The organism is Streptomyces neyagawaensis (assembly GCF_023516595.1).
GTDB lineage: Bacteria > Actinomycetota > Actinomycetes > Streptomycetales > Streptomycetaceae > Streptomyces > Streptomyces neyagawaensis.
Genome location: NZ_JAMGBG010000039.1, coordinates 165,876 through 184,456, shown reverse-complemented (window position 1 = coordinate 184,456; position 18,581 = coordinate 165,876). Strand labels below are relative to the sequence as shown.

Here is an 18,581-nt window from a genome sequence, read left to right as displayed (position 1 = left end):
CACACCTCGGGCCGGCCGGCGGCCGGCAGGTCGACGCGCACGCCGGTCCTGCCGAGCGCGCCCTGCGCGGCCAGCAGCCGCGTCAGCGGTCCCGACAGCAGCGGCGCCGTCACCACCGCCGGTACGGAGATCAGCACGGCCTCCAACGCGGCGAGGCCCGCCAGGCGGGCCCGGGTGGCGCCGCGTGCTCGCAGCAACCGGGTCTCGGCCATGCGTTCGGAGCTGAGCAGTCCCGCGACGAGCAGCAGGGCGCAGGCCGCGAGCAGTCCGAGCTGGGCGGCGACGATGAGCATGCTGGAGCGGGTGACGAGCAGGGAGCGTTCGACGCGGTCCAGTACCTCGGGCAGGGCGGTCGCCGCCGTGGTGGCGCCGCTGAGCGCGGGCCGCTTGCGCAGCTCCGCGCTCCCCGAGCGGACGCCCTCGCGCAGCGCGCCGATCCTCTCCGTGGTCAGCGAGGAGTAGTCGGCCGCCACCAGCCAGCCCGACGCGCCGACGCTCACCCTGCCGGACGTCGGCACGCCGGTGGCGGTGAGGAGGGGGCCGTAGGTCGTGAAGCTCGACGCCTTCACGCCCCGGCCGCCCAAGTCGTCCAGCTGCCAGTACGGTGCCCCGGCGTCGACCGGCCGGTACACGCCGGTGACGAGTACACGCACGGCCGGGCCGTCCAGCTGGTCGGTGACGGTCAGCCGGTCGCCGGGCTCGACCCGAAGCTGTCGGGCGGCGCTCTGCGGGAGGGCGACCTCCAGGGGCCCCGAGGTCGCTCCCTCCCGGGGGAGCCGTCCGGCGACGGCCCGCACCTGGGTGCGGTCCAGGGCCGCGAAGTGGGTGAGGTCCGGGTTGCCGCCCCGTTCGGAGGCCGGCCGCAGGGTGGGCGGCAAAGCGTAGGGGCCGGATCGCAGCAGGGTGCGCACCTTGACGGGCAGTCCGGCGAAGATGGTGCGGGAGTCGGCCCGCACGGCGTCGTCGGCCGCCTGCCTCTGGTCGGCCGACACGTTGGCCTTGATCACCAGGGCGGCCTCGGCGGCGGTGCGCTCCTCGGCGAGTGACCGGCGCAGCGCCGCGTCGCCGATGGCACTCGCGTAGGCGGTGAGCGCGGCCAGGACGGCCGTCGTCAACAACACGGTCAGCAGTACGGCGCCGAGAAGCGCGCGATGCACCCAGGCCCGCAGCGCGATGAACCGCAACATGCCTGCCGGCACGGCTCGTTCCCCCACCAAATCCCCCCGTTTCCAACCGCACGGACCGGACCGCTTCGCGGCGTCGGTGGCATGCGGGTGACAAGAAGGCATTCTACGACCGACTTTGGTCGCCAGGTGATCGGTTGCGATCCCTCCTCTTCTCCAACTCGCCTCTCTCAGAGGGTGCTTGGCACGCCCTGACTTCTCCGGTCTCCTCTCGGACCGCGCGGGAGGGCGTTCTCCGGCGACCTGCGCGGCGTCGAGACCGGGGGCGTGGGCGCCGGTCGCCGCAGTTCTCCGCCACGATGCGGTATCCACGTACGCCGTACGGGTGACCAGTGTGCAGGCCCTGGCCCGCCTCGCACCGCGGCGCTGCCCGCCATGCGCCTCGTGCTCGTCGGTGCCCCGGAAGCCACCCCTCGCGGTCCGCGACGGATCCTGTCGAAGCGCCGGGGAGCGTGAGCGGATCTAGTGTGGAGACAAGGGCCGGCACAACCGGCCCTGGCGGGCGCGGCTGTCCGGACGGAGGCGTGACGCGTGGAGATGGCCGGCAAGCAGGACGCCCCCACTGCCGCCGTGGTGGTCGACGCGGACGGCGTGGTGAGCGGCTGGAGCGAGGGAGCCACACTGCTGCTGGGCTGGACGGCGGCGGACACCGTCGGGCGCCCCGTCGCCGAGCTGCTGGCCGATCCCGTACCGCCCGGCTTCCCGGAGGACTATGGCGTCGGCCCCGACCCCACGGGGTTCGTCCCCCTCCGCCACCGGGACGGTTCCACGGTGGACGCCGTGCTGACGGCCCACCCTCTGCGCGGCACCGACAACCGGGCACTGGGCCACGTCCTGACCGTGCAACGCTGGGGGCGCCGCCCGGTGATCGCCGACCGGGCCTTCGAGCAGTGCCCCTTCGCGCTGGGCGTCTACGACCCCGAGCTGCGGTTCCTGTGGATCAACGCCTCCTCCGGCCGGGTGATCGCGCACACCGAGGAGCAGGTGCTCGGCAAGAAGTACCGCGAGCTGTTTCCCGAGTTCGACCGTTCTCTGTTCCCCGAACGGGACGACAAGCCCTACACCGACGCGCTCGCCGAAGTGGCGAGTACGGGCAAGGCCACGCGTCTCATCACCGTCTTCCACCCGCGCGGCAGTGACTACGCGAATGCCTGGGCCACCAGCATCTGGCCCGTCCGGGACGCCGACGGCAAGGTCCGCGCGGTCGCCAACTGGGGATTCGACATGAGCGCCGAGTACTGGGCCCGGCAGCGTCTTCTCATCCTCAACGAGGCCAGCGGCGGCATCGGCCGGACACTCGACGTGATCGGCACCGCCGAGGAGCTGGCCAGGACCCCCGTGCCGGGGTTCGTCGACCTTGTCACCGTGGACCTCTTCGACGAGGTGCTGCGCGGGGAGGAGCCGCCCTCGCCACCCACGTTCAACCCCCGCGAGGCCCTCACGCTCAGCCGCGCCGCCCGGCACAGCGCGAGGGACGACGGCTCCTCCCTCCCCGAGCGGCCCAAGCCGGTCAGCCACGCCGCCGGTTCCGTCGCCGCCCGCTGCATGGCCACCGGCAGGTCCACGGTAGAGCTGACCGCGGAGTCCGGGCAGGGCGGCGAATGGGCGTTCGGGCCGGGGCTCGCCGCCGACCCGGCCCACTGGCCGCCGGGCAACCCGGTGATCGACGAGTCGCTCGCCGAGGACGGACTGACCGGCCGGATCACCGTGCCGCTACGGGCGCGCGGCGCGCTGCTCGGCGTCGTCGTGTTCTCCCGCCGGGACCGGCCCGAGGCGTTCACCGCCGACGATCTGATCCTCGCCGAGGAGCTGACCGCGAAGGCGGCCGTCGCCATCGACAACGCCCGCCGCTACTCACGCGAGCGCACGACCGCGCTGACCCTGCAGCGCAGTCTGCTGCCGCAGCGGCTGCCGAGCCAGGAGGCGGTCGAGGTAGCCTCCCGCTATCTGCCCGCCGGGACAGGGTCGGAGGTGGGCGGTGACTGGTTCGACGTCATTCCGCTGTCCGGCGCCCGTGTCGCCCTGGTCGTCGGCGATGTCGTCGGGCACGGCCTGCACGCGTCGGCCAGCATGGGCCGGCTGCGCACGGCGGTACGCACCCTCGCCGACGTGGACCTGCCGCCGGACGAGCTGCTCACCCATCTGGACGATCTGGTCCTGCACCTCGCCAGCGACCACCATCCCGGCGGGCACTTCCAGCCGACCGGCGAGTCAGGGGCCACCTGCCTGTACGCCGTCTACGACCCGGTCTCGCGCCGTTTCACGGTGGCGAGCGCCGGCCATCCACTGCCGCTGGTCGTCTTCCCGGACGGCACCAGCATGCCCGTACCGGCGCAGCCGGGGCCGCCGCTCGGCATCGGCGGGCTGCCCTTCGAGGCGACCGAGGTGGAGCTCCCCGAGGGCAGTCTGCTCGCCCTGTACACCGACGGCCTGGTGGAGAGCCGCGAACGCGACGTCGACCAGCGGATCGCCGAACTGCTGCGGGTCCTGCGGCCTTCCGCGACGTCACTGGAGACCCTCTGCGACACGGTGATGGACGCCATGCTCCTGCCCGATCGCCGTACCGACGACGCGGCCCTGCTGCTCGCCCGCACGCACGCGCTGGACCCCCACCATGTCGCCGACTGGGACGTCGAGGCCGACTTCGCGCAGGTGCAGCAGGCCCGGCAGGCGGCCGTCGACCAGGTGGAGGCGTGGGGTCTGGCCGAGGCGGCGTTCATCACCGAACTGGTCGTCAGCGAACTGGTCACCAACGCCATCAGGTACGGCGAGCCACCGATCCGGCTGCGGCTGATCCGTGACACCTCCCTGATCTGCGAGGTGTCCGACGGCAGCAACACCGCCCCCCATCTGCGCCGGGCGCGCGCCTTCGACGAGGGCGGCCGGGGTCTGCTGCTCGTCGCCCAGCTCACCCAGGGCTGGGGCACCCGGCACAGCAGCGACGGCAAGACGATCTGGTGCGCGCAGGCCCTTCCGCTCAGTAGCCCTGGGTGATCGTCTTCTCGCGCATCATCCTTTCCAGTTCCTTGTCCGACAGCGGGTGCAGGGTGTCCAGGAGACGGCGCAGGCCGGGCTCGTCGAGGAACTGGCTGGAGACCTCGACCTCCGCGCCGTGGTGCCGGCGGAAGAGGCTGATGTCGCGGCCCCCGCCGGGGAGTTCGCGGATCACGCGCATGTCGCCGCGCGCGTCCATGGTGCAGGTCACTCCGTCGGTGACGAGCTGGGCGCAGGTCGCCGACGGAGTGAGCGGCGAGCGGACCGTCAGCCCCACGTACCCACTGACGTCCGGGGCGGCGGGGCGGTACTCGACACCAAGGGCGGCGGGCTCGACCACGGCGCGGGCCAGCCGCATCCCGGCGGGGGCGTCGCCCAGGTACAGCAGCTCCCGATGCTCCCGGTACCGCGCGACCTCGGCGGCGTGCCGACGCCGCTCCGCCTGGGCGGGACCGACGAAGCCGCCGTAGACCACACCGAGCACCAGCACGGCCACCGCCCCCAGCCGCACCCACCGGTCCGGCACGAGGAACGCGGCGGCCACGGCGTACGGCACCCCCGTCAGCGCGATCCGGGTGCCGGCGCTCCCCAGGTCGACGTCCCCACCGTAGGCGGCCACCCCCGCCAGGACGCCGAGCGTGCCGAGCACGAACACCAGGACGGCCCAGCCGAGGCGTCGCCGCGCGGAGTCGCACAGCGGCACGACGGTCCGCGCGGGCAGGCCCGCCGTGGCCAGCAGCAACACCGTCAGCGGCACCCCGAGCACGAGGGCCGTCGCGGCCGCGCCCATGCCCCCGCCCCACCCCGCCATCAGCATCCCGACGCCGAGCGTCGGCACCGCGGCCGCCATCGTCGCCCAGACCAGAAGGAGGTGCAGGACCGTCAACGTCCCTCTGCCACTCGTCATGCCCCGCAGCCTGCCAGCGGACGACCAGGGGAACATGAGTTCTCGTACTCAGGTGTACAACCTCGGCGTACTGATTGTCCTGCCACGGCTGCGGGCGCACTCATGGCCTTCGAGGGTGCGGTCCCGAACGGAGGATCTTCCGGCACCCGGCGGTGACGAGGGCGTCGAGCAGGCGCTCGGGTCGCTGCCCCGTCACCCTGGCGGGCCGCTTCAGCTCGCTGGCCTCCATGGCATGCGCCGACCACCCGATGGCCGTCCTCACGGGTACTTGTCATCGGCGTCCTCGGCGGCATCCTGGCCGCGCAGCGGGCGCAGGCCATGGCCTACAGGACATCGACGACGACGCCTGGCGAGAACGTGGCGGAGAACAGGTCGGTGCCCCGGTACCTCAGCCACCACGAACCGTCCCGCGTGACCGGTTCGGACGTGCCGGTGATCCCGGAGGCGCCGGTGGTCAGCGACCGTACGGACTCGACCGCCCGGCAGGGGCTGGCGCAGAACTCGAGGGCGACGGACTGACCGGAACGGCCCGTGTAGGCGTCCGTCTCCCAGTCGGCCACGGTGAGCCGGCCGAGCATCCCGACGTCGCGCCCCGCGGCCACGGGGTTGGGAGAGGCGACGAAGGTCAGCTTGGACCTGCGCTGCACCTTGAGCGCGTCGGGAAAACTCCGCGTGGTGATGCTGCTGTCGGGATCCTCGTCGATGGTGTTGCTCGCCACCAGGGCCCACACGCGCCAGCTGCCCGCCCAGTCGTTGGTCACCTGCGCGCTGCCGGTGTCGATACGGAACCACTCGGTGCACACCGCGGTGGTCGCGCCGGTGGGCGAGCAACCAGGCGCGGGCTCCGAGAGGCCGTCCAGCGTCTGCCCGCCCGGACCGAACAGGTTGATCTCGACGCCGTGGCGGTGGATGCCGACGTCGGCCCTCGCGGTGACCGTGGCCTGGAAGGTCACCGACTGACCGGGGCCGAGCACGAGGGGCCGACCGCCGTTGACGGAAACACCGAGGATCTCGGGCGGTGTCGGGGCATGGCCGTCGGCCCGGGCCGACGGCACCATCGCGCACACCATCAACAGGGCGCCGCACAGCGCCGCGAGCGTCGCCCGCCGGGCGGGCACCGCCGCGACCTCGTCCTTGGCCATGGCCCTGGCCTGGGCCGCGGCTCTGGTTCCGGCTGCGGCTGCGGCTCTGGCTCTGGCTCTGGCTCTGGCTGTCGCTCTCACACGCATGAACGCCTCCCCCGTGACTCGTCGTCAGTGGGCAGAGGGTAGGGAGCGCCCGCGTCACCCGGCACCACTCGAGCCCGCTCCGGTACACGGTCATGACATTCGTGACAGCCACGGCGATACGCACCCCGGTCGGGCGTTGCGGAGCGCGTTACAGAACAGGGACAACTCGGTGCAACCGTGTACCACCCGTCCGCGTCTCCGACCGTGCCCGACGGAAGGGCCGGGCCATGGCGCGACGGAGAGTGACGAGTGAACCGATCCAGGGGTTGTGCGAGACGGGTGTCCCAGATGGCCGCCGCGGGGCTGATCGCGGGGCTGGTGGTGGCCTGCGGGCCCAAGGACCTGGCTCCGGGCGAGGCGGGCGGGAGCGGGAAGCCGGGCAAGGGGTCGAAGTCCGCGACCCCCACGGCGACGAAGACGCCCGGCAGCAAGAAGACACCCGGGACCCCCACCAAGACCCCGTCCTCGAAGCCGAGTGGTACGGCAGCCGGTGGCGCCAAGGCCCTGACATGCGCGCAGTTGCAGAACGCGTCCCTGGACGGCGGAGGCCTGGAGGGGTACGGCATCGCGGGGGCCTCCCTCAGCGCGGGCCGCTGGGAGGGTCCGGACGGTGTGGTGATCGAGCTGCAACCCCAGTGCGCCATCGGTGACCTCACCGGGGACAGCGCGGCCGACGCCGTGGGCGCGCTGAAGATCTCCACCGGTGGAACGGGCAAGTTCTACACGCTGGTCACCTGGCGCAACGACGGCGGCACCCCCGTCCCCGCGGCCGCCGCCGAACTGGGCGACCGCACCCCGGTGGTCTCCATCGACTTCCCGTCCGCCGGGCCGCCGCGCCAGGTGACCGTCGTCTACCGGACGCGCGGCGACGACGATCCGGCGGCCGTCGTCACCCTCACCCGCACCGCGGTGTACGAGGTCAGCGGCGCCTCCATGGTGGAACTGCACCACAGCGACGCCCCCTACACGCCGTAGCGCCAGGAGGAGTCGCGGTTCAGGAGGCAGGTCGGGGGTCGATCCACAGCGACTCGGAGGTGGCGCACAGCTCGCCCTCGGGTGTGGTGAGCGCGACGCCCATCGTGTGCTTGCGGCCGGACTCCGAGAGCAGCCAGGCGTACAGCAGGTGCGGCTCGCCCGCGGCGACCGGCCGGAGGACCGTGCCGGTGAGGGAGGCGGTGACCGCGCCGGCGCGCAGGGTGCCGAGGAAGCGGCCCGCCCAGTGTCCCGGGCAGTCCAGGGCGCCCCAGACCAGGCGGGTCGGGAGCAGGCCGTCCGGGTCGGCGAAGACCGGCGACGGGGTCCAGGCGGTGGCCACGACGTCCTGGCCCGGCACCGGTCCGCAGTAGACGCGCAGGCCGCGGTCGGCGGTACGCAGGCCGCAGCCGAAGCAGTCGACGACCCCCGGGGGTGGTGTCGCGCGGAACCTCTCCGCTGCGGCGGCCGCCTCGTCCCAGGAGGGCGCGGCCGGCACATCGAGCGGCAGTTCGGCGGGGTGGGCGGCGGCGAGGGGCCGTTCGGCCTCGCCCAACTCGACGCCCCCGTCAGCCGTTTCGGCGATCCGTACGGGCACCTCGACCGGCACCGGCCCACGGAAGTCCACCCGTACCGACTTCGCCCCGGACCGCTCCGCCAGGGTGCCGGCGACATAGCCCCCGAAGGCCACTCCGGGGTAGCCGACGTACAGCTCCGGCACCACGATCGTGTCACGCGTCGTCATGATCCCCACTTCACCACATCCCGGGGACCGCGCCTGACCGACCGGCTGGACGCGGTGTCGCCCGGTCGGGGCCTGTCGTACCGGTCGGCGCCTGTCGGGCCGGTCAGGGCTCGCGTCGGGTCACGCGTCGAGGCTCGCGTCGGATTACGCGTCGGGGCTCGCCGCGGGTCACGCGCGCCGGTCGGCTCCGCCCGGTGTGAGGGCCGGCTGGAACTCCGCCTGCTGGAGTTCCGCGAGCAACTCGCTCTGGCCGGCGAGTAATTCGGTCAGGATGCGGCGAGCGGCGCGCAGCAGGTCGGCCACGTCGCCGCCGGCGAGCGCGTAGCTGACCGTGGAGCCCTCCCGGATGGAGACGACGATCCCCGAACGGCGCAGGACACCCAGTTGTTGGGAAAGGCTGGACGGTTCGATCTCGATCTCACTGAGCAGGTCGCGCACGGCGAGTGGGCCGCTCTGCAGCAGTTCCAGAACCCGGATGCGCACCGGGTGTCCGAGCATGCGGAAGAACTCGGCCTTGGCCTGGTAGAGGGGGACCTGCATGAGAATCGCTCGCTCCCTGCCGTGTTCGACGGGCTTTCTCTGGCGCCTTCTCTGGGCTTTCTCTCGACGCCGGCCCAGATGCCACCACGGACGGTTCGACGGGGGCCGGCGCCGTGTGCTGCGCCAATCCTCGCTGATCCGGCCCCGCACACCCATGGCTTTGACCTCATCTGGATATTCCCAGTTGAAGAAGTCTTCAAGTCATGGGCATGCGAGGGCGCGCATCACGGCATTGCTATACGTGGAGATCCAGTCCGACGCGCTTGAGTTGGTGGCGGGCCATGGCGAGGTTCGACTTGCCCTTGTCGAGCACGAGGTAGAGGAACAGGCCGTTGCCGCTGCGACCCTTGAGCGGCTGGATGATGTGGTACTGGCTGCCGAGCGTGATCAGCACGTCCTCGATCTCGCCCGTGAGCCCCAGGTGCTCCATGGTGCGGGTCTTGGCGCGGATCACATCCGTGTTGCCCGCCGCCGCGACGGTCAGGTCGAGGTCCTTCCCACCCCCGAGCGTGCCCAGCGCCATCCCGCTCGTGTAGTCGACCAGCGCGGTCCCTAAAGCGCCTTCGATCGACGTCATGATCTCCTTCAGCGAGATCTCCACATTGCTCATCCCGAAATCTCCTCCACGTCACGGTGCGGACGGGGCATCGCCCTCTCCGCCGATGTAAGGACCCTACGAAGTGCCCGCGCCGGACAGCGCTGATGTTCGGTTGTCGTTCGGTACTGAACACATAAGCCGTGAATTGCCGGATGCCGCAGCGCTTTTGACCGTCGTGCGCGGAAGTCCGGTGACCTTGTCGATCCCGGGTCCCGGGGATTTCTCACGGGAAACGGCGCACGTGCCTGCGACGTGGCTGCGCCCTGCGGCGCCGCAGGGCGCCGGCCGTCGGGTCGGCCGGGACCGAATGACGGGTCTCCGTGTCGACGCAGGTCACGATACGTCTGACGAGGAACGGACGGCCGAAGGTGGGCACCGGACCGCCTCCTGTGCGCACACGGCAGCCGGCTGCATCCGACCGGCATCGGGGGCGACCACGTGGCCTGGTGCTCCGAGGCGTACTACCACCGGATGCTGCGGGTGAACACCAGCGCGTCGCCATCGCCCGCACGTTGCTCGCCCGCCCCGCGCTGCTCCTGCTGGACGAGCCCACGTCCCATCTGGACGCGATCAACGAATCGGCGCTCACCTCCGTGATGAAGGACGTCGCCCAGGAGTGCGCCCTGCTGGTCATCGCGCACCGGCTGTCCACCGTGCAGCACGCCGACCACATCGTCCTCCTGCACGAAGGCCACACGGCCGACGGCGGACGCCACGAGGAGCTGCTGGCCGGCAGTCCCCTCTACCGCGAGCTGGCCGCGAGCCAGATGCTCCGGCCGGGCACGCCCCCGGGGGGCGTCGACGGCGCACGGACCTCACGCTGAAGCCGCCGGGAGGCCGCCGGGGAGCCGCTAGGTCGGGCGCCTGGTGATCCGCCCCGGCGGCCGACGCGCGGTCACCGCCGGCGACCGGCAAGGCACGGCGGGGCGTCCCCCTCGCGGGACCGGTGCCCCGCCCCGCCCCGGTCGGCTGCCGGTCGACTCCTGGCCGACTCCCGGTCACCGTCGTCGGCGACCGGCAGAGGCACGGCGCGGCGTCCCCCTCGCGGGCACCCGTCCCTCGCCCCTCCTCCCCCTCCCGCGGCGCCCGGTCCACTCGTCCGGCGCACTCCTTAACGCGGTCTTGACGCCGCCGGGCCCCATTCGCCATGGCCTCGGCATCACTCCCTGCTTACGCTGATGCGGCGGTCTTCCGATGGCCGGAACTGTTCGTATCACCGCACGTCTGGAGTTCCTGCATGGCTGCCACGGAGGCCACCCGTTCCACCCGCCTGCGCGCGTGGATGCTGGAGGGCCTGTCCGACATGGGCAAGGGCGGCGACCGCACCGCGCCGGGCCGCGAGCCTGAGCCGGGGCCCGGATCCGGGTCCGCGCACCGGGGTCAGCCCTGGTGGCGGGTGATGTGCCTGACCGGCGTCGACTACTTCTCCACGCTCGGCTACCAGCCCGGCATCGCGGCGCTGGCAGCGGGACTGCTCTCCCCCGTGGCGACCGTCGTGCTGGTGATCGTCACCCTGGCCGGGGCGCTCCCCGTGTACCGGCGGGTGGCCGAAGAGAGCCCCCACGGCGAGGGCTCCATCGCCATGCTGGAACGGCTGCTGACCTTCTGGAAGGGCAAGCTGTTCGTCCTGACCCTGCTGGGGTTCGCGGCGACCGACTTCCTCATCACGATCACGCTGTCGGCGGCGGACGCCTCGACGCACCTGGTCGAGAACCCCCACCTGGCCGACGCGCTGCACGACAAGCAGGTCCTGATCACGCTCGTGCTCATCGCCCTGCTCGGCGCGGTGTTCCTCAAGGGCTTCCTGGAGGCCATCGGTGTCGCGGTGGCACTGGTGGGGATCTATCTGGCGCTGAACGCCGTGGTCGTGGTGACCGGCCTGTGGCACGTCGTGACCGCGGGCCATGTCGTCACGGACTGGTCGACCGCCCTCACCGCCGAACACGGCAACGTCTTCGTCATGATCGGTGTGGCGCTGATCGTCTTCCCGAAGCTCGCGCTCGGCCTCTCCGGCTTCGAGACCGGCGTCGCGGTCATGCCGCATGTGCAGGGTGACCCGGGCGACACGGAGGCGAACCCGAAGGGACGGATCCGGGAGACCAAGCGGCTGCTGACGGCCGCTGCCGTGATCATGAGCGTCTTCCTGATCTGCACGAGCTTCATCACCACCCTCCTCATCCCGGAGAAGGAGTTCGAGCCGGGCGGCAGCGCCAACGGGCGCGCGCTGGCCTATCTCGCGCACGACTATCTGGGCAACACCTTCGGCACGGTCTACGACGTCTCCACCATCGCCATCCTCTGGTTCGCGGGCGCCTCCGCCATGGCGGGCCTGCTCAACCTGATGCCGCGCTACCTCCCCCGGTACGGCATGGCCCCGCACTGGGCCCGCGCCGTCCGCCCCATGGTGATCGTCTTCACCCTGGTCGGCTTCCTGGTCACCTGGATCTTCGACGCGGACGTGGACGCGCAGGGCGGCGCGTACGCGACCGGTGTCCTGGTCCTCATCTCCTCCGCGGCGATCGCGGTGACCATCGCGGCCCGCAAGGCCGGTCAGCGCAACTGGACGATCGCCTTCGCGATCATCTCCGTCGTCTTCCTCTACACCACCGTCCTGAACGTCGTCGAACGCCCCGACGGTGTGAAGATCGGCGCCTGCTTCATCGCGGGCATCGTCCTCGTCTCCCTGCTGTCCCGGCTGGCCCGCGCCTTCGAACTGCGCGTGACCAGCGTGGAGCTGGACGACGTGGCGGAGCGCTTCGTACGGGACATCGCCCACCGCAGGATCCGCTTCGTCGCCAACGAGCCGGACAGCCGGGACAGCACCGAGTACCGGGAGAAGATCGAGCAGATCCGTCACGACAACGACGTCCCCCTGTCCGAGGACGTCGTCTTCGTGGAGGTCACGGTGACGGACCCCTCCGAGTTCGAGGCGGGCCTCACCGTCCGGGGCGAGGTGCTGCACGACCGTTACCGGGTGCTGACGCTGGAGTCCTCCTCGGTCCCGAACGCCCTGGCGGCGCTGCTCCTGCACGTCCGTGACATGACCGGGGGCATCCCCCACATCTACTTCGAGTGGACGGAGGGCACTCCCTTCGCCAACTTCCTCCGGTTCTTCCTCTTCGGCCATGGCGAGGTCGCCCCGGTCACACGTGAGGTCCTCCGCGAGGCGGAACCGGACCGGGCCCGGCGCCCCCGCGTCCACGTGGGCTGACGCCGGTCCACGCGGAAGGGGCGGCCGCGTCGGCGCGACCGCCCCCGGGTGTCGGGCTCAGGCGTCAGGCGCCGGTGAGCATTCCTTCGCGCAGGCGGGCCAGGAGGCGGGAGATGAGTCGGGAGACCTGCATCTGGGAGATGCCGAGACGCTCGCCGATCTCGGCCTGGGTGAGTTCCTCCACGAATCGCCAGTGGATGATCTTGCGATGGCGTTCGTCGAGTTCGGCGATCATCGGGGCGAGGGCGTGGAAGTCCTCGATGAGACCGAACGAGGCGTCCTCGTCCCCGATGAAGTCGGCCAGCGCGGACTCGCCGTCCTCGCTGCCGGTGATCGCCGCGTCCAGGGAGGCCGACTTGTAGCCGTTGGAGGCCAGCTGGGCCTCCACGACCTCGTCCTCCGGCAGGCTCATCAGCTCGGAGAGCTCCTGCGTCGTCGGGGTCCGGCCGAGACGGCTCTGCAGTTCCTCGTTGGCGCGGGCGAGCTGCGCACGGGCCTCCTGGAGCCTGCGGGGCACATGGACGGCCCAGGAGGTGTCGCGGAAGAACCGCTTGATCTCGCCGACGATGTAGGGGACGGCGAAGGAGGTGAACTCGACCTCGCGGGACAGCTCGAACCGGTCGATCGCCTTGATCAGTCCGATCATGCCGACCTGGACGATGTCCTCCATCTCCTCAGGCCCGCGGCTGCGGAAACGCCCGGCCGCGTAGCGGACGAGGGACATGTTCATCTCGATCAGTGTGTTCCTGGCGTACTGGTACTCGGGGGTGCCCTCCTCCAGTACCGCCAGCTGATCGAAGAAGAGCTTCGACAGCTCTCGTGCGTCCTTCGGCGCGACCTTGGAAGGGTCCGCGATCTCCGGAACGTCCGCCGTCCGTCCAGTGGTCTGTACGGCCGTCGCCATCATCCGCCCCTCCCAGTCGATCGCCTTGTCCTCGCCGGCCCTTGGTCCGGCAAGCACGCGCATACCCCGGCCTCCGACGCGCATTCCTCCGACCTCAGAATTTTTTTCTCGGTCCGGTGCGGACGGGGAACCCGCGGGACGGTGGAGTCCTCCAGGTCAGACGGTGAAGCGGTCCGGGTCCGCGGCCCGCCCGTCGGCCGCCCAGGAGGCGGGCGGCTCGGCCGGCAGCTGTCCCGGCGCGAGCCACTCGTTCAGCTCCGCGTAGGACCGCTCGGTACAGGCGTCGACGCGTCGGCGGAGCATGTGCGGGCGCAGCTGACGCGGGTCGGTGACCCCCATGGCCGCCATGATCTGCAGGGCGCCGGCCACGGTGGCCTCCTGGTGGCGCCGGACGCGCGCCGTCCTGTCGGTGACGTCGAGGGCGCGGGCCCGGCGGGGTCCTGGGTCGTGACGCCCGTGGGGCAGGTGTTGGTGTGGCACCGCTGTGCCTGGACGCATCCGACGGCGAACATCATCGCCCGCGCGGCGTTGCCGTAGTCCGCGCCCTGGACCATGCGTTCGACCAGGTCGGTGCCGGTGGCGATCTTGCCGCTCGCGCCGATCCTGACCCGGTCGCGCAGGCCCACCCCGACGAGGGCGTTGTGCACGATGTGCACGCCCTCCGTCAGGGGGGTGCCGACATGGTCGACGAACTCCAGGGGCGCCGCGCCGGTCCCGCCCTCGGCGCCGTCGACCACGATGAAGTCGGGTGCCGTGCCCTCCTCCAGCATGGCCTTGCACACGGCCAGGAACTGCCGGCGTGAACCCTCGCACAGCTTGAACCCGGCGGGCTTGCCCCCGGACAGCTCACGCATACGGGCGATGAAGCGCACCAGTTCACGTGGCGTGGAGAACACGCGATGGTACGGCGGTGAGACGACCGTCCGCCCCACGGGCACGTCGCGGACCCGGGCGATCTCGGCGTTCACCTTGGCGCCCGGCAGCACCCCGCCGATACCGGGCTTGGCGCCCTGCGACAGCTTCAGGGACACGCACTTGACGTGGTCGTGGGCGGCCTTGTCGGCGAACTCGGCGGCGTCGAAACCGCCGTCCTCGGTGCGGCAGCCGAAGTAGCCGGTGCCGATCTCCCGGACGAGGTCGCCACCCGGACGCAGGTGGTACTCGGACAGGCCGCCCTCACCGGTGTCGTGGGCGAACCCGCCCGCCGCCGCGCCCCCGTTGAGCACGAGGACCGCGTTGGCGGACAGCGAGCCGAAGCTCATCGCCGACACGTTGAGCAGGGCCATGTCGTACGGGCGGCCGCAGTCGGGGCCGCCGATCCGTACGCGCGGCGGGTCGTCCGGCACCGGGCACGGCGCCATCGACGGGACCAGGAACTCGTGGCCGGGCCGGTACACGTCGCGTTCGGTGCCGAACGGCTCCTCCGCGTCGGTGCCCTTGGCCCTCTCGTAGACGATGCTGCGGACGTCCCGGTCGAAGGGGCGCCCGTCGAAGTTCCGCTCGACGAAGTACTGCTGGAGTTCCGGGCGTACGCGCTCCAGGAGGTAGCAGGCGTGGCCGAGGACGGGGTAGTCGCGCAGCACGGAGTGCCGGCGCTGGGTGAGGTCCCACGCGCCCAGCACACCCGTGCAGATGAGCGGGAACGCGGCGATCCACCAGCAGGGCGAGATCCCGACCGCCGCCGCCGTGGCCAGGCAGGCGGTCACCAGGGTCAGTACGACGATTCCGAGACGTGTCACGTCTGCCGCGTTGCCCGGTCGCCGGCGGCCATGCACGCGGCCGGGCGGGAACTGGTCGCTCCGGGTGAGGGACGGCGGCGGTTGCCGTGCCAGTCGAGCACCACGACCGTGGCGTCGTCCGTGAGGTTGCCCCGGCAGGCGTCGAGGACCGCGCCGGTCAGCCGGCGTACTACTTCTCTCGGGTGCAGGGCGCGGGTCTCGTGGACGAGGGCGATCAGGTCGACGGCCGCGGCGCCGCGGTCCTGCATGCCGTCGGTGAGCAGGATCAGCCGGTCCTTCGGGCGCAGGCGCAGCTCTTGGGCGCGGTAGGGGATGGGCGCGGCGACGCCGAACGGCAGGTTGACGGCGAGTGGGACCTCCTCGGCGGTGCCGTCGCGCAGCCGCAGGGGCCAGGGGTGGCCGGCGTTGACCAGTTCGCAGACGCCCGTGTCGAGGTCGACGCACAGCAACTGGCCGGTCGCCAGGCCGCAGTTGTGGCGCAGCAGTGCCTGGTGGGCCTGTTCGGCCTGCTTGACGGCGTCGCAGCCGCCACGACGCGCCCGCCGGAGCGCGCCGATCAGCAGGGTGGCCAGCAGGGCGGAGTCCGTGTCGTGGCCCATGGCGTCGGTGATGGACAGATGCAGGGTGTCGCGGTCGAGGGTGTAGTCGTAGGTGTCGCCGCCGATGTCGTCGGCCGGGACCAGCCCGGCGGCGAGGGTGAACTGGTCGGCCTCGCAGCAGGGCGCCGAGGGGAGCAGCTGGTGCTGGATCTCGGCGGCGAGGCTGGTCTCGGTGGTGCGCCGGCCCAGGTGGTAGAGATCGGTGAAGCGGCGGTCCGTGACGATGATGTAGGCGAGCGCGTGGGCCGCGTCGCGTACCTGGCGCAGCGCGGTGTCGTCGGCGGACTGGAGGGTCACTTCCAGCAGCCCGATGCAGTCGCCCCGGTTGGTGACCGGCGTGACGACGCGCAGTCCGTCCTGGCCGTCCGGCTCCACGTGTTGGCGCTGGCCGCGGAGCACGCCGTCGTAGACGCTGCCGTGCAGGGCGATCGGCTCGCTGTGGTCCGTGATGTCACCGCCGGGCGCGGCGAGGCGTACCAGCCGCCGGCCGATGAGGTCGGCGAACAGGAAGGAGACCCGCTCCGCACCGAACCGCTTCTGCAGATCGCGAGCCACCACGTCGACGGACTCCCCGGGCGGGGCCGCCTCCGCGGCGGCCAGCAACTCGCCCAGTTCAAGATCTCCACACTCCACGACAACCTCCTGTCGGTTGCCGCAACTTTTTCCCCGAGTTTGCGCGACATCACCCGATGTGCGACACGGCACGCGGTCCGAGGATCCGACGCGGCGCGGGATTCGAGCGGATTTTCACCTACGGAGTGTCACGGCCGGTGACGTCGGCGGCGGGGTCGTCGGGCAGGGCGATGCGGACGGTGATGCGCTTGCCGACCGGTTCGCGCCGCGCCTCGAAGCCGTGCGCGACGGCCATGACGATCTCCAGGCCGTGCTGCCCGACCCGGCCCGGGTCGGCGGCCCGGGCCACCGGGAGGACGGGATCGCTGTCCCAGACGGCCACCTCGACCATCGCGCCGGAGACACGCAGCTCCATCAGCACCGGACCGGGGGCGTATTTGCGCGCGTTGGTGACGAGTTCGCTGACCACCAGCTGGGTCAGTTCCATCGCGCGGGCGGACACCGGCACGCCGTGCTCGACCTGGACACGGGTGAGGAAGTCGACGGCGCTGTGCCGCGCCTGGGCGATGCAGGACCCGTCGCCGTCCAGGGCGACGGTGTCCTGGATCGGAGTGATGTCGGGCATCACACCGCCCTCGCCGTCAGGGACTGATTCCGCCGGGTCCACTTTGATCCCCCGTTCACCTGCCTGCGCGTACCCCGCACCATGACTCACATGCTCCCTGAGATCGACCCAGGCATTGAACACCTGTTCGCCGTACCATCGTGGCAGGGTGTCGAAGTACATCCTGTCGGAACCCCGAGCAGCCACCAGCCGAGCAGTCGAGGACACGAGCGGTGACAGACACCCATGGAGCAGCCCGTCCCGGTCGGCTGTCGATCGGTCTCACCTCCGTCGACGGCGTCCGGGTGGTGACGCTGCGCGGCGAGATCGACCATACGGTCAGGGAGCGGTTCACCGAAGCCCTGCTGCCCGACGGGGACGCGGGCGCGCGGACCGTGGTCGATCTCAGCGAGGTGACCTTCATGGACTCCAGCGGCGTCAACGTCCTCGTCGCCGCCCACCACGAGGTGAGCGGCGCACAGGGCTGGCTCCGCATCGCCGGCGCCCGGGACCCGGTGCGGCGGCTCCTGCACCTGGTCGCCCTGGACCAGGTCATCGCCTGTCATCCCACCGTCGAGGAGGCCCTCGCCGCGTGAGTCGCGGGTGCGTCCGGGACGACGGTCTGCCCCACGGGGCTGTGCCCTGGATGGCCAGGGGAAGGCGTTCGCTACCGCGAGCCTCCCTCCGGTCCCCGGCCGTTTCCGGGCTTCCGGCCCCAGGCGGTCAGCATGCCGGCCGAGAGCGCGGCGCATTCCTCGGAGCCCAGGTAGCGGACCGCCTCGTCGACGGCCGTGTCGTCGACGAGACCCGTGGCGAGCATCGCGGCTCTGCTCCGCTCCCACGTGTCCGCCCAGAAGCGGCTGATGGGGCTGCCCGGTAGCAAGGGCGGCACATGGATCTCGGCGGCCACGGGCCCGAGCCCCGCCTCCCGCAGCAGGTGCGGATACGACGGCACCCGCGAGACATCGGTCCCGATGGTGGCCCGCAGCCCCTGCCACATCGCCCGCATCACCCGGCTGTAGGGGGTGTCGGGCATCCGGTCGCCGGTCAGGTCGACCGCGTCGCTGAGGACCAGCACGCCACCCGGTTCGACGAGGTCGGCCAACGCCGGGATCAGGCGGTCGCGCTCGGGCAGGTGCATCAGTACGAAGCGCGCGTGGACGAGCCGGAACCGGCCGGACACGAAGTCGGGGGCGGTGATGTCGGCTTCCCGCACGTCGAGTCCCGGCACGGTACGGGCGCCGAGGAAACGGACGTCGCGGTCCACGGCGAGCACGCTCGCCACCCGGGCCTCCTCCAGGAGCCGCCGGGACACCGTGCCCGTGCCGGCGCCGACGTCCAGGCAGCGCCAGCCGGGGCCGACGCCGAGCGCCCGCAGCCGCGCCATGGTGATGTCGTCGTAGGCGAGCGCGCCGAAGTCGATGCGCTCGCCCTCGCCCGCCCGCCCCGGAGGGAAGACGGCCTCGCCGTAGCGGCCGGCGCCCGACAGCGGGTCGTCGCTGGGTTCCATGGTGCCGGGCCCCTTCGCACGGGAGGTGAGGACGTGCGGCCGTACCGAGGCCGCCGGTGCACCGATCCTCCCCGGGCGGCGGCGTGCGCGGCCGAGGCGCGCCCGCGCCTGAGCCGATCGGACCCGGACGGTGCCGGTCCCGCACCGTATGGAAATCGGTTGTACGGCGTGCGGGTCGGCGTCTAGGTTCTGCGGTCATCGACGTGTAGCTCAGCAGTAGAGCGCCGGGCTCGGGACCCGGAGGGCGCGGGGGCGGAACCTGCCACGTCGGC

Annotated in this window: 15 protein-coding genes, 1 tRNA gene and 1 pseudogene; 6 read left to right on the top strand and 11 right to left on the bottom strand. The window is 71.8% G+C overall.

All coding sequences use genetic code 11. The annotated features are described in order from the left end of the window. Window positions 1–1,187, bottom strand: a 1,187-nt coding sequence (locus M8J73_RS18755) for an FtsX-like permease family protein (protein WP_308408350.1), incomplete at its 3' end; no start/stop codon positions are given. Between the two features lie 534 nt (window positions 1,188–1,721). On the opposite strand from M8J73_RS18755, the gene M8J73_RS18750 reads away from it, so the two are divergent. Further along, on the top strand, window positions 1,722–4,178 hold the full coding sequence (locus M8J73_RS18750; protein WP_055537725.1) for a SpoIIE family protein phosphatase: 2,457 nt from the start codon (window positions 1,722–1,724) through the stop codon (window positions 4,176–4,178). Here M8J73_RS18750 and M8J73_RS18745 read toward each other — a convergent pair. Both M8J73_RS18745 and M8J73_RS18740 read right to left on the bottom strand, forming a co-directional pair. Continuing rightward, complete coding sequence (locus tag M8J73_RS18745) at window positions 4,162–5,085, bottom strand: hypothetical protein (RefSeq protein ID WP_055537724.1); 924 nt, start codon at window positions 5,083–5,085, stop codon at window positions 4,162–4,164. The two genes, M8J73_RS18750 and M8J73_RS18745, sit on opposite strands and share 17 nt — an antisense overlap. A 323-nt stretch (window positions 5,086–5,408) precedes the next feature. Next, entirely contained in the window at window positions 5,409–6,227 is an 819-nt protein-coding gene (locus tag M8J73_RS18740; protein WP_055537722.1) for a hypothetical protein, read from the bottom strand. Between the two features lie 375 nt (window positions 6,228–6,602). Between M8J73_RS18740 and M8J73_RS18735 the strand changes: the two genes are divergently transcribed. After that, window positions 6,603–7,289 (top strand): hypothetical protein, encoded by a 687-nt coding sequence (locus M8J73_RS18735; RefSeq protein ID WP_240501102.1) that lies wholly within the window; start codon window positions 6,603–6,605, stop codon window positions 7,287–7,289. 19 nt (window positions 7,290–7,308) lie between these two features. Here the strand turns inward: M8J73_RS18735 and M8J73_RS18730 are convergent, their stop codons facing one another. The 3 genes from M8J73_RS18730 to M8J73_RS18720 form a co-directional block, all read right to left on the bottom strand. Then, window positions 7,309–8,031: a hotdog fold domain-containing protein gene (locus tag M8J73_RS18730; protein WP_055537723.1), complete on the bottom strand. Its 723-nt coding sequence runs from the start codon at window positions 8,029–8,031 to the stop codon at window positions 7,309–7,311. A 168-nt stretch (window positions 8,032–8,199) separates the two neighbouring features. Further along, window positions 8,200–8,571, bottom strand: coding sequence for an ArsR/SmtB family transcription factor (locus M8J73_RS18725; RefSeq protein WP_055537720.1), 372 nt, complete (start codon window positions 8,569–8,571; stop codon window positions 8,200–8,202). A gap of 235 nt (window positions 8,572–8,806) precedes the next feature. Continuing rightward, window positions 8,807–9,181 carry a hypothetical protein gene (locus M8J73_RS18720; protein ID WP_055537719.1) on the bottom strand — a complete coding sequence of 125 codons (375 nt, stop codon included), beginning with the start codon at window positions 9,179–9,181 and terminating at the stop codon, window positions 8,807–8,809. Window positions 9,182–9,615: 434 nt separating this feature from the next. Here M8J73_RS18720 and M8J73_RS18715 point away from each other — a divergent pair, with 434 nt between their 5' ends. Together M8J73_RS18715 and M8J73_RS18710 are read left to right on the top strand one after the other, a co-directional pair. Next, window positions 9,616–9,993 (top strand): ATP-binding cassette domain-containing protein, encoded by a 378-nt coding sequence (locus M8J73_RS18715; protein WP_372503972.1) that lies wholly within the window; start codon window positions 9,616–9,618, stop codon window positions 9,991–9,993. 413 nt (window positions 9,994–10,406) lie between these two features. Further along, window positions 10,407–12,380, top strand: coding sequence for an APC family permease (locus M8J73_RS18710; RefSeq protein ID WP_055542687.1), 1,974 nt, complete (start codon window positions 10,407–10,409; stop codon window positions 12,378–12,380). A 64-nt stretch (window positions 12,381–12,444) separates the two neighbouring features. On the opposite strand, the gene M8J73_RS18705 is transcribed toward M8J73_RS18710, so the two are convergent. The 4 genes and pseudogenes from M8J73_RS18705 to M8J73_RS18690 form a co-directional block, all read right to left on the bottom strand. Next, on the bottom strand, window positions 12,445–13,287 hold the full coding sequence (locus M8J73_RS18705; RefSeq protein ID WP_055542691.1) for an RNA polymerase sigma factor SigF: 843 nt from the start codon (window positions 13,285–13,287) through the stop codon (window positions 12,445–12,447). A gap of 153 nt (window positions 13,288–13,440) precedes the next feature. Further along, window positions 13,441–15,023: pseudogene (locus M8J73_RS18700) on the bottom strand (FMN-binding glutamate synthase family protein). Next, window positions 15,020–16,255 carry a PP2C family protein-serine/threonine phosphatase gene (locus M8J73_RS18695; protein WP_055542688.1) on the bottom strand — a complete coding sequence of 412 codons (1,236 nt, stop codon included), beginning with the start codon at window positions 16,253–16,255 and terminating at the stop codon, window positions 15,020–15,022. Before M8J73_RS18695 ends, M8J73_RS18700 begins: the two are co-directional and overlap by 4 nt. Before the next feature lie 118 nt (window positions 16,256–16,373). Next, a complete protein-coding gene (locus M8J73_RS18690; protein ID WP_055542692.1) occupies window positions 16,374–16,820 on the bottom strand; it encodes an ATP-binding protein in 447 nt (148 codons plus the stop codon). Window positions 16,821–17,032: 212 nt separating this feature from the next. Here M8J73_RS18690 and M8J73_RS18685 point away from each other — a divergent pair, with 212 nt between their 5' ends. Beyond that, window positions 17,033–17,395, top strand: coding sequence for an STAS domain-containing protein (locus M8J73_RS18685; protein ID WP_055542689.1), 363 nt, complete (start codon window positions 17,033–17,035; stop codon window positions 17,393–17,395). Between the two features lie 71 nt (window positions 17,396–17,466). Here M8J73_RS18685 and M8J73_RS18680 read toward each other — a convergent pair whose 3' ends face one another. Further along, window positions 17,467–18,309: a class I SAM-dependent methyltransferase gene (locus M8J73_RS18680; protein WP_249828824.1), complete on the bottom strand. Its 843-nt coding sequence runs from the start codon at window positions 18,307–18,309 to the stop codon at window positions 17,467–17,469. A 199-nt stretch (window positions 18,310–18,508) separates the two neighbouring features. On the opposite strand from M8J73_RS18680, the gene M8J73_RS18675 reads away from it, so the two are divergent. Then, window positions 18,509–18,580: transfer RNA gene (locus M8J73_RS18675), tRNA-Pro, on the top strand. Window position 18,581: the final 1 nt, after the last annotated feature.

Excerpts from the sequence above, each read along its gene's own strand:
- M8J73_RS18750 (WP_055537725.1), top strand. The coding sequence starts at position 1,722 with ATGGCCGGCAAGCAGGACGCCCCCACTGCCGCCGTGGTGGTCGACGCG.
- M8J73_RS18745 (WP_055537724.1), bottom strand. The coding sequence starts at position 5,085 with ATGACGAGTGGCAGAGGGACGTTGACGGTCCTGCACCTCCTTCTGGTC.
- M8J73_RS18740 (WP_055537722.1), bottom strand. The coding sequence starts at position 6,227 with ATGGCCAAGGACGAGGTCGCGGCGGTGCCCGCCCGGCGGGCGACGCTC.
- M8J73_RS18735 (WP_240501102.1), top strand. The coding sequence starts at position 6,603 with ATGGCCGCCGCGGGGCTGATCGCGGGGCTGGTGGTGGCCTGCGGGCCC.
- M8J73_RS18730 (WP_055537723.1), bottom strand. The coding sequence starts at position 8,031 with ATGACGACGCGTGACACGATCGTGGTGCCGGAGCTGTACGTCGGCTAC.
- M8J73_RS18725 (WP_055537720.1), bottom strand. The coding sequence starts at position 8,571 with ATGCAGGTCCCCCTCTACCAGGCCAAGGCCGAGTTCTTCCGCATGCTC.
- M8J73_RS18720 (WP_055537719.1), bottom strand. The coding sequence starts at position 9,181 with ATGAGCAATGTGGAGATCTCGCTGAAGGAGATCATGACGTCGATCGAA.
- M8J73_RS18710 (WP_055542687.1), top strand. The coding sequence starts at position 10,407 with ATGGCTGCCACGGAGGCCACCCGTTCCACCCGCCTGCGCGCGTGGATG.
- M8J73_RS18705 (WP_055542691.1), bottom strand. The coding sequence starts at position 13,287 with ATGATGGCGACGGCCGTACAGACCACTGGACGGACGGCGGACGTTCCG.
- M8J73_RS18690 (WP_055542692.1), bottom strand. The coding sequence starts at position 16,820 with ATGCCCGACATCACTCCGATCCAGGACACCGTCGCCCTGGACGGCGAC.
- M8J73_RS18680 (WP_249828824.1), bottom strand. The coding sequence starts at position 18,309 with ATGGAACCCAGCGACGACCCGCTGTCGGGCGCCGGCCGCTACGGCGAG.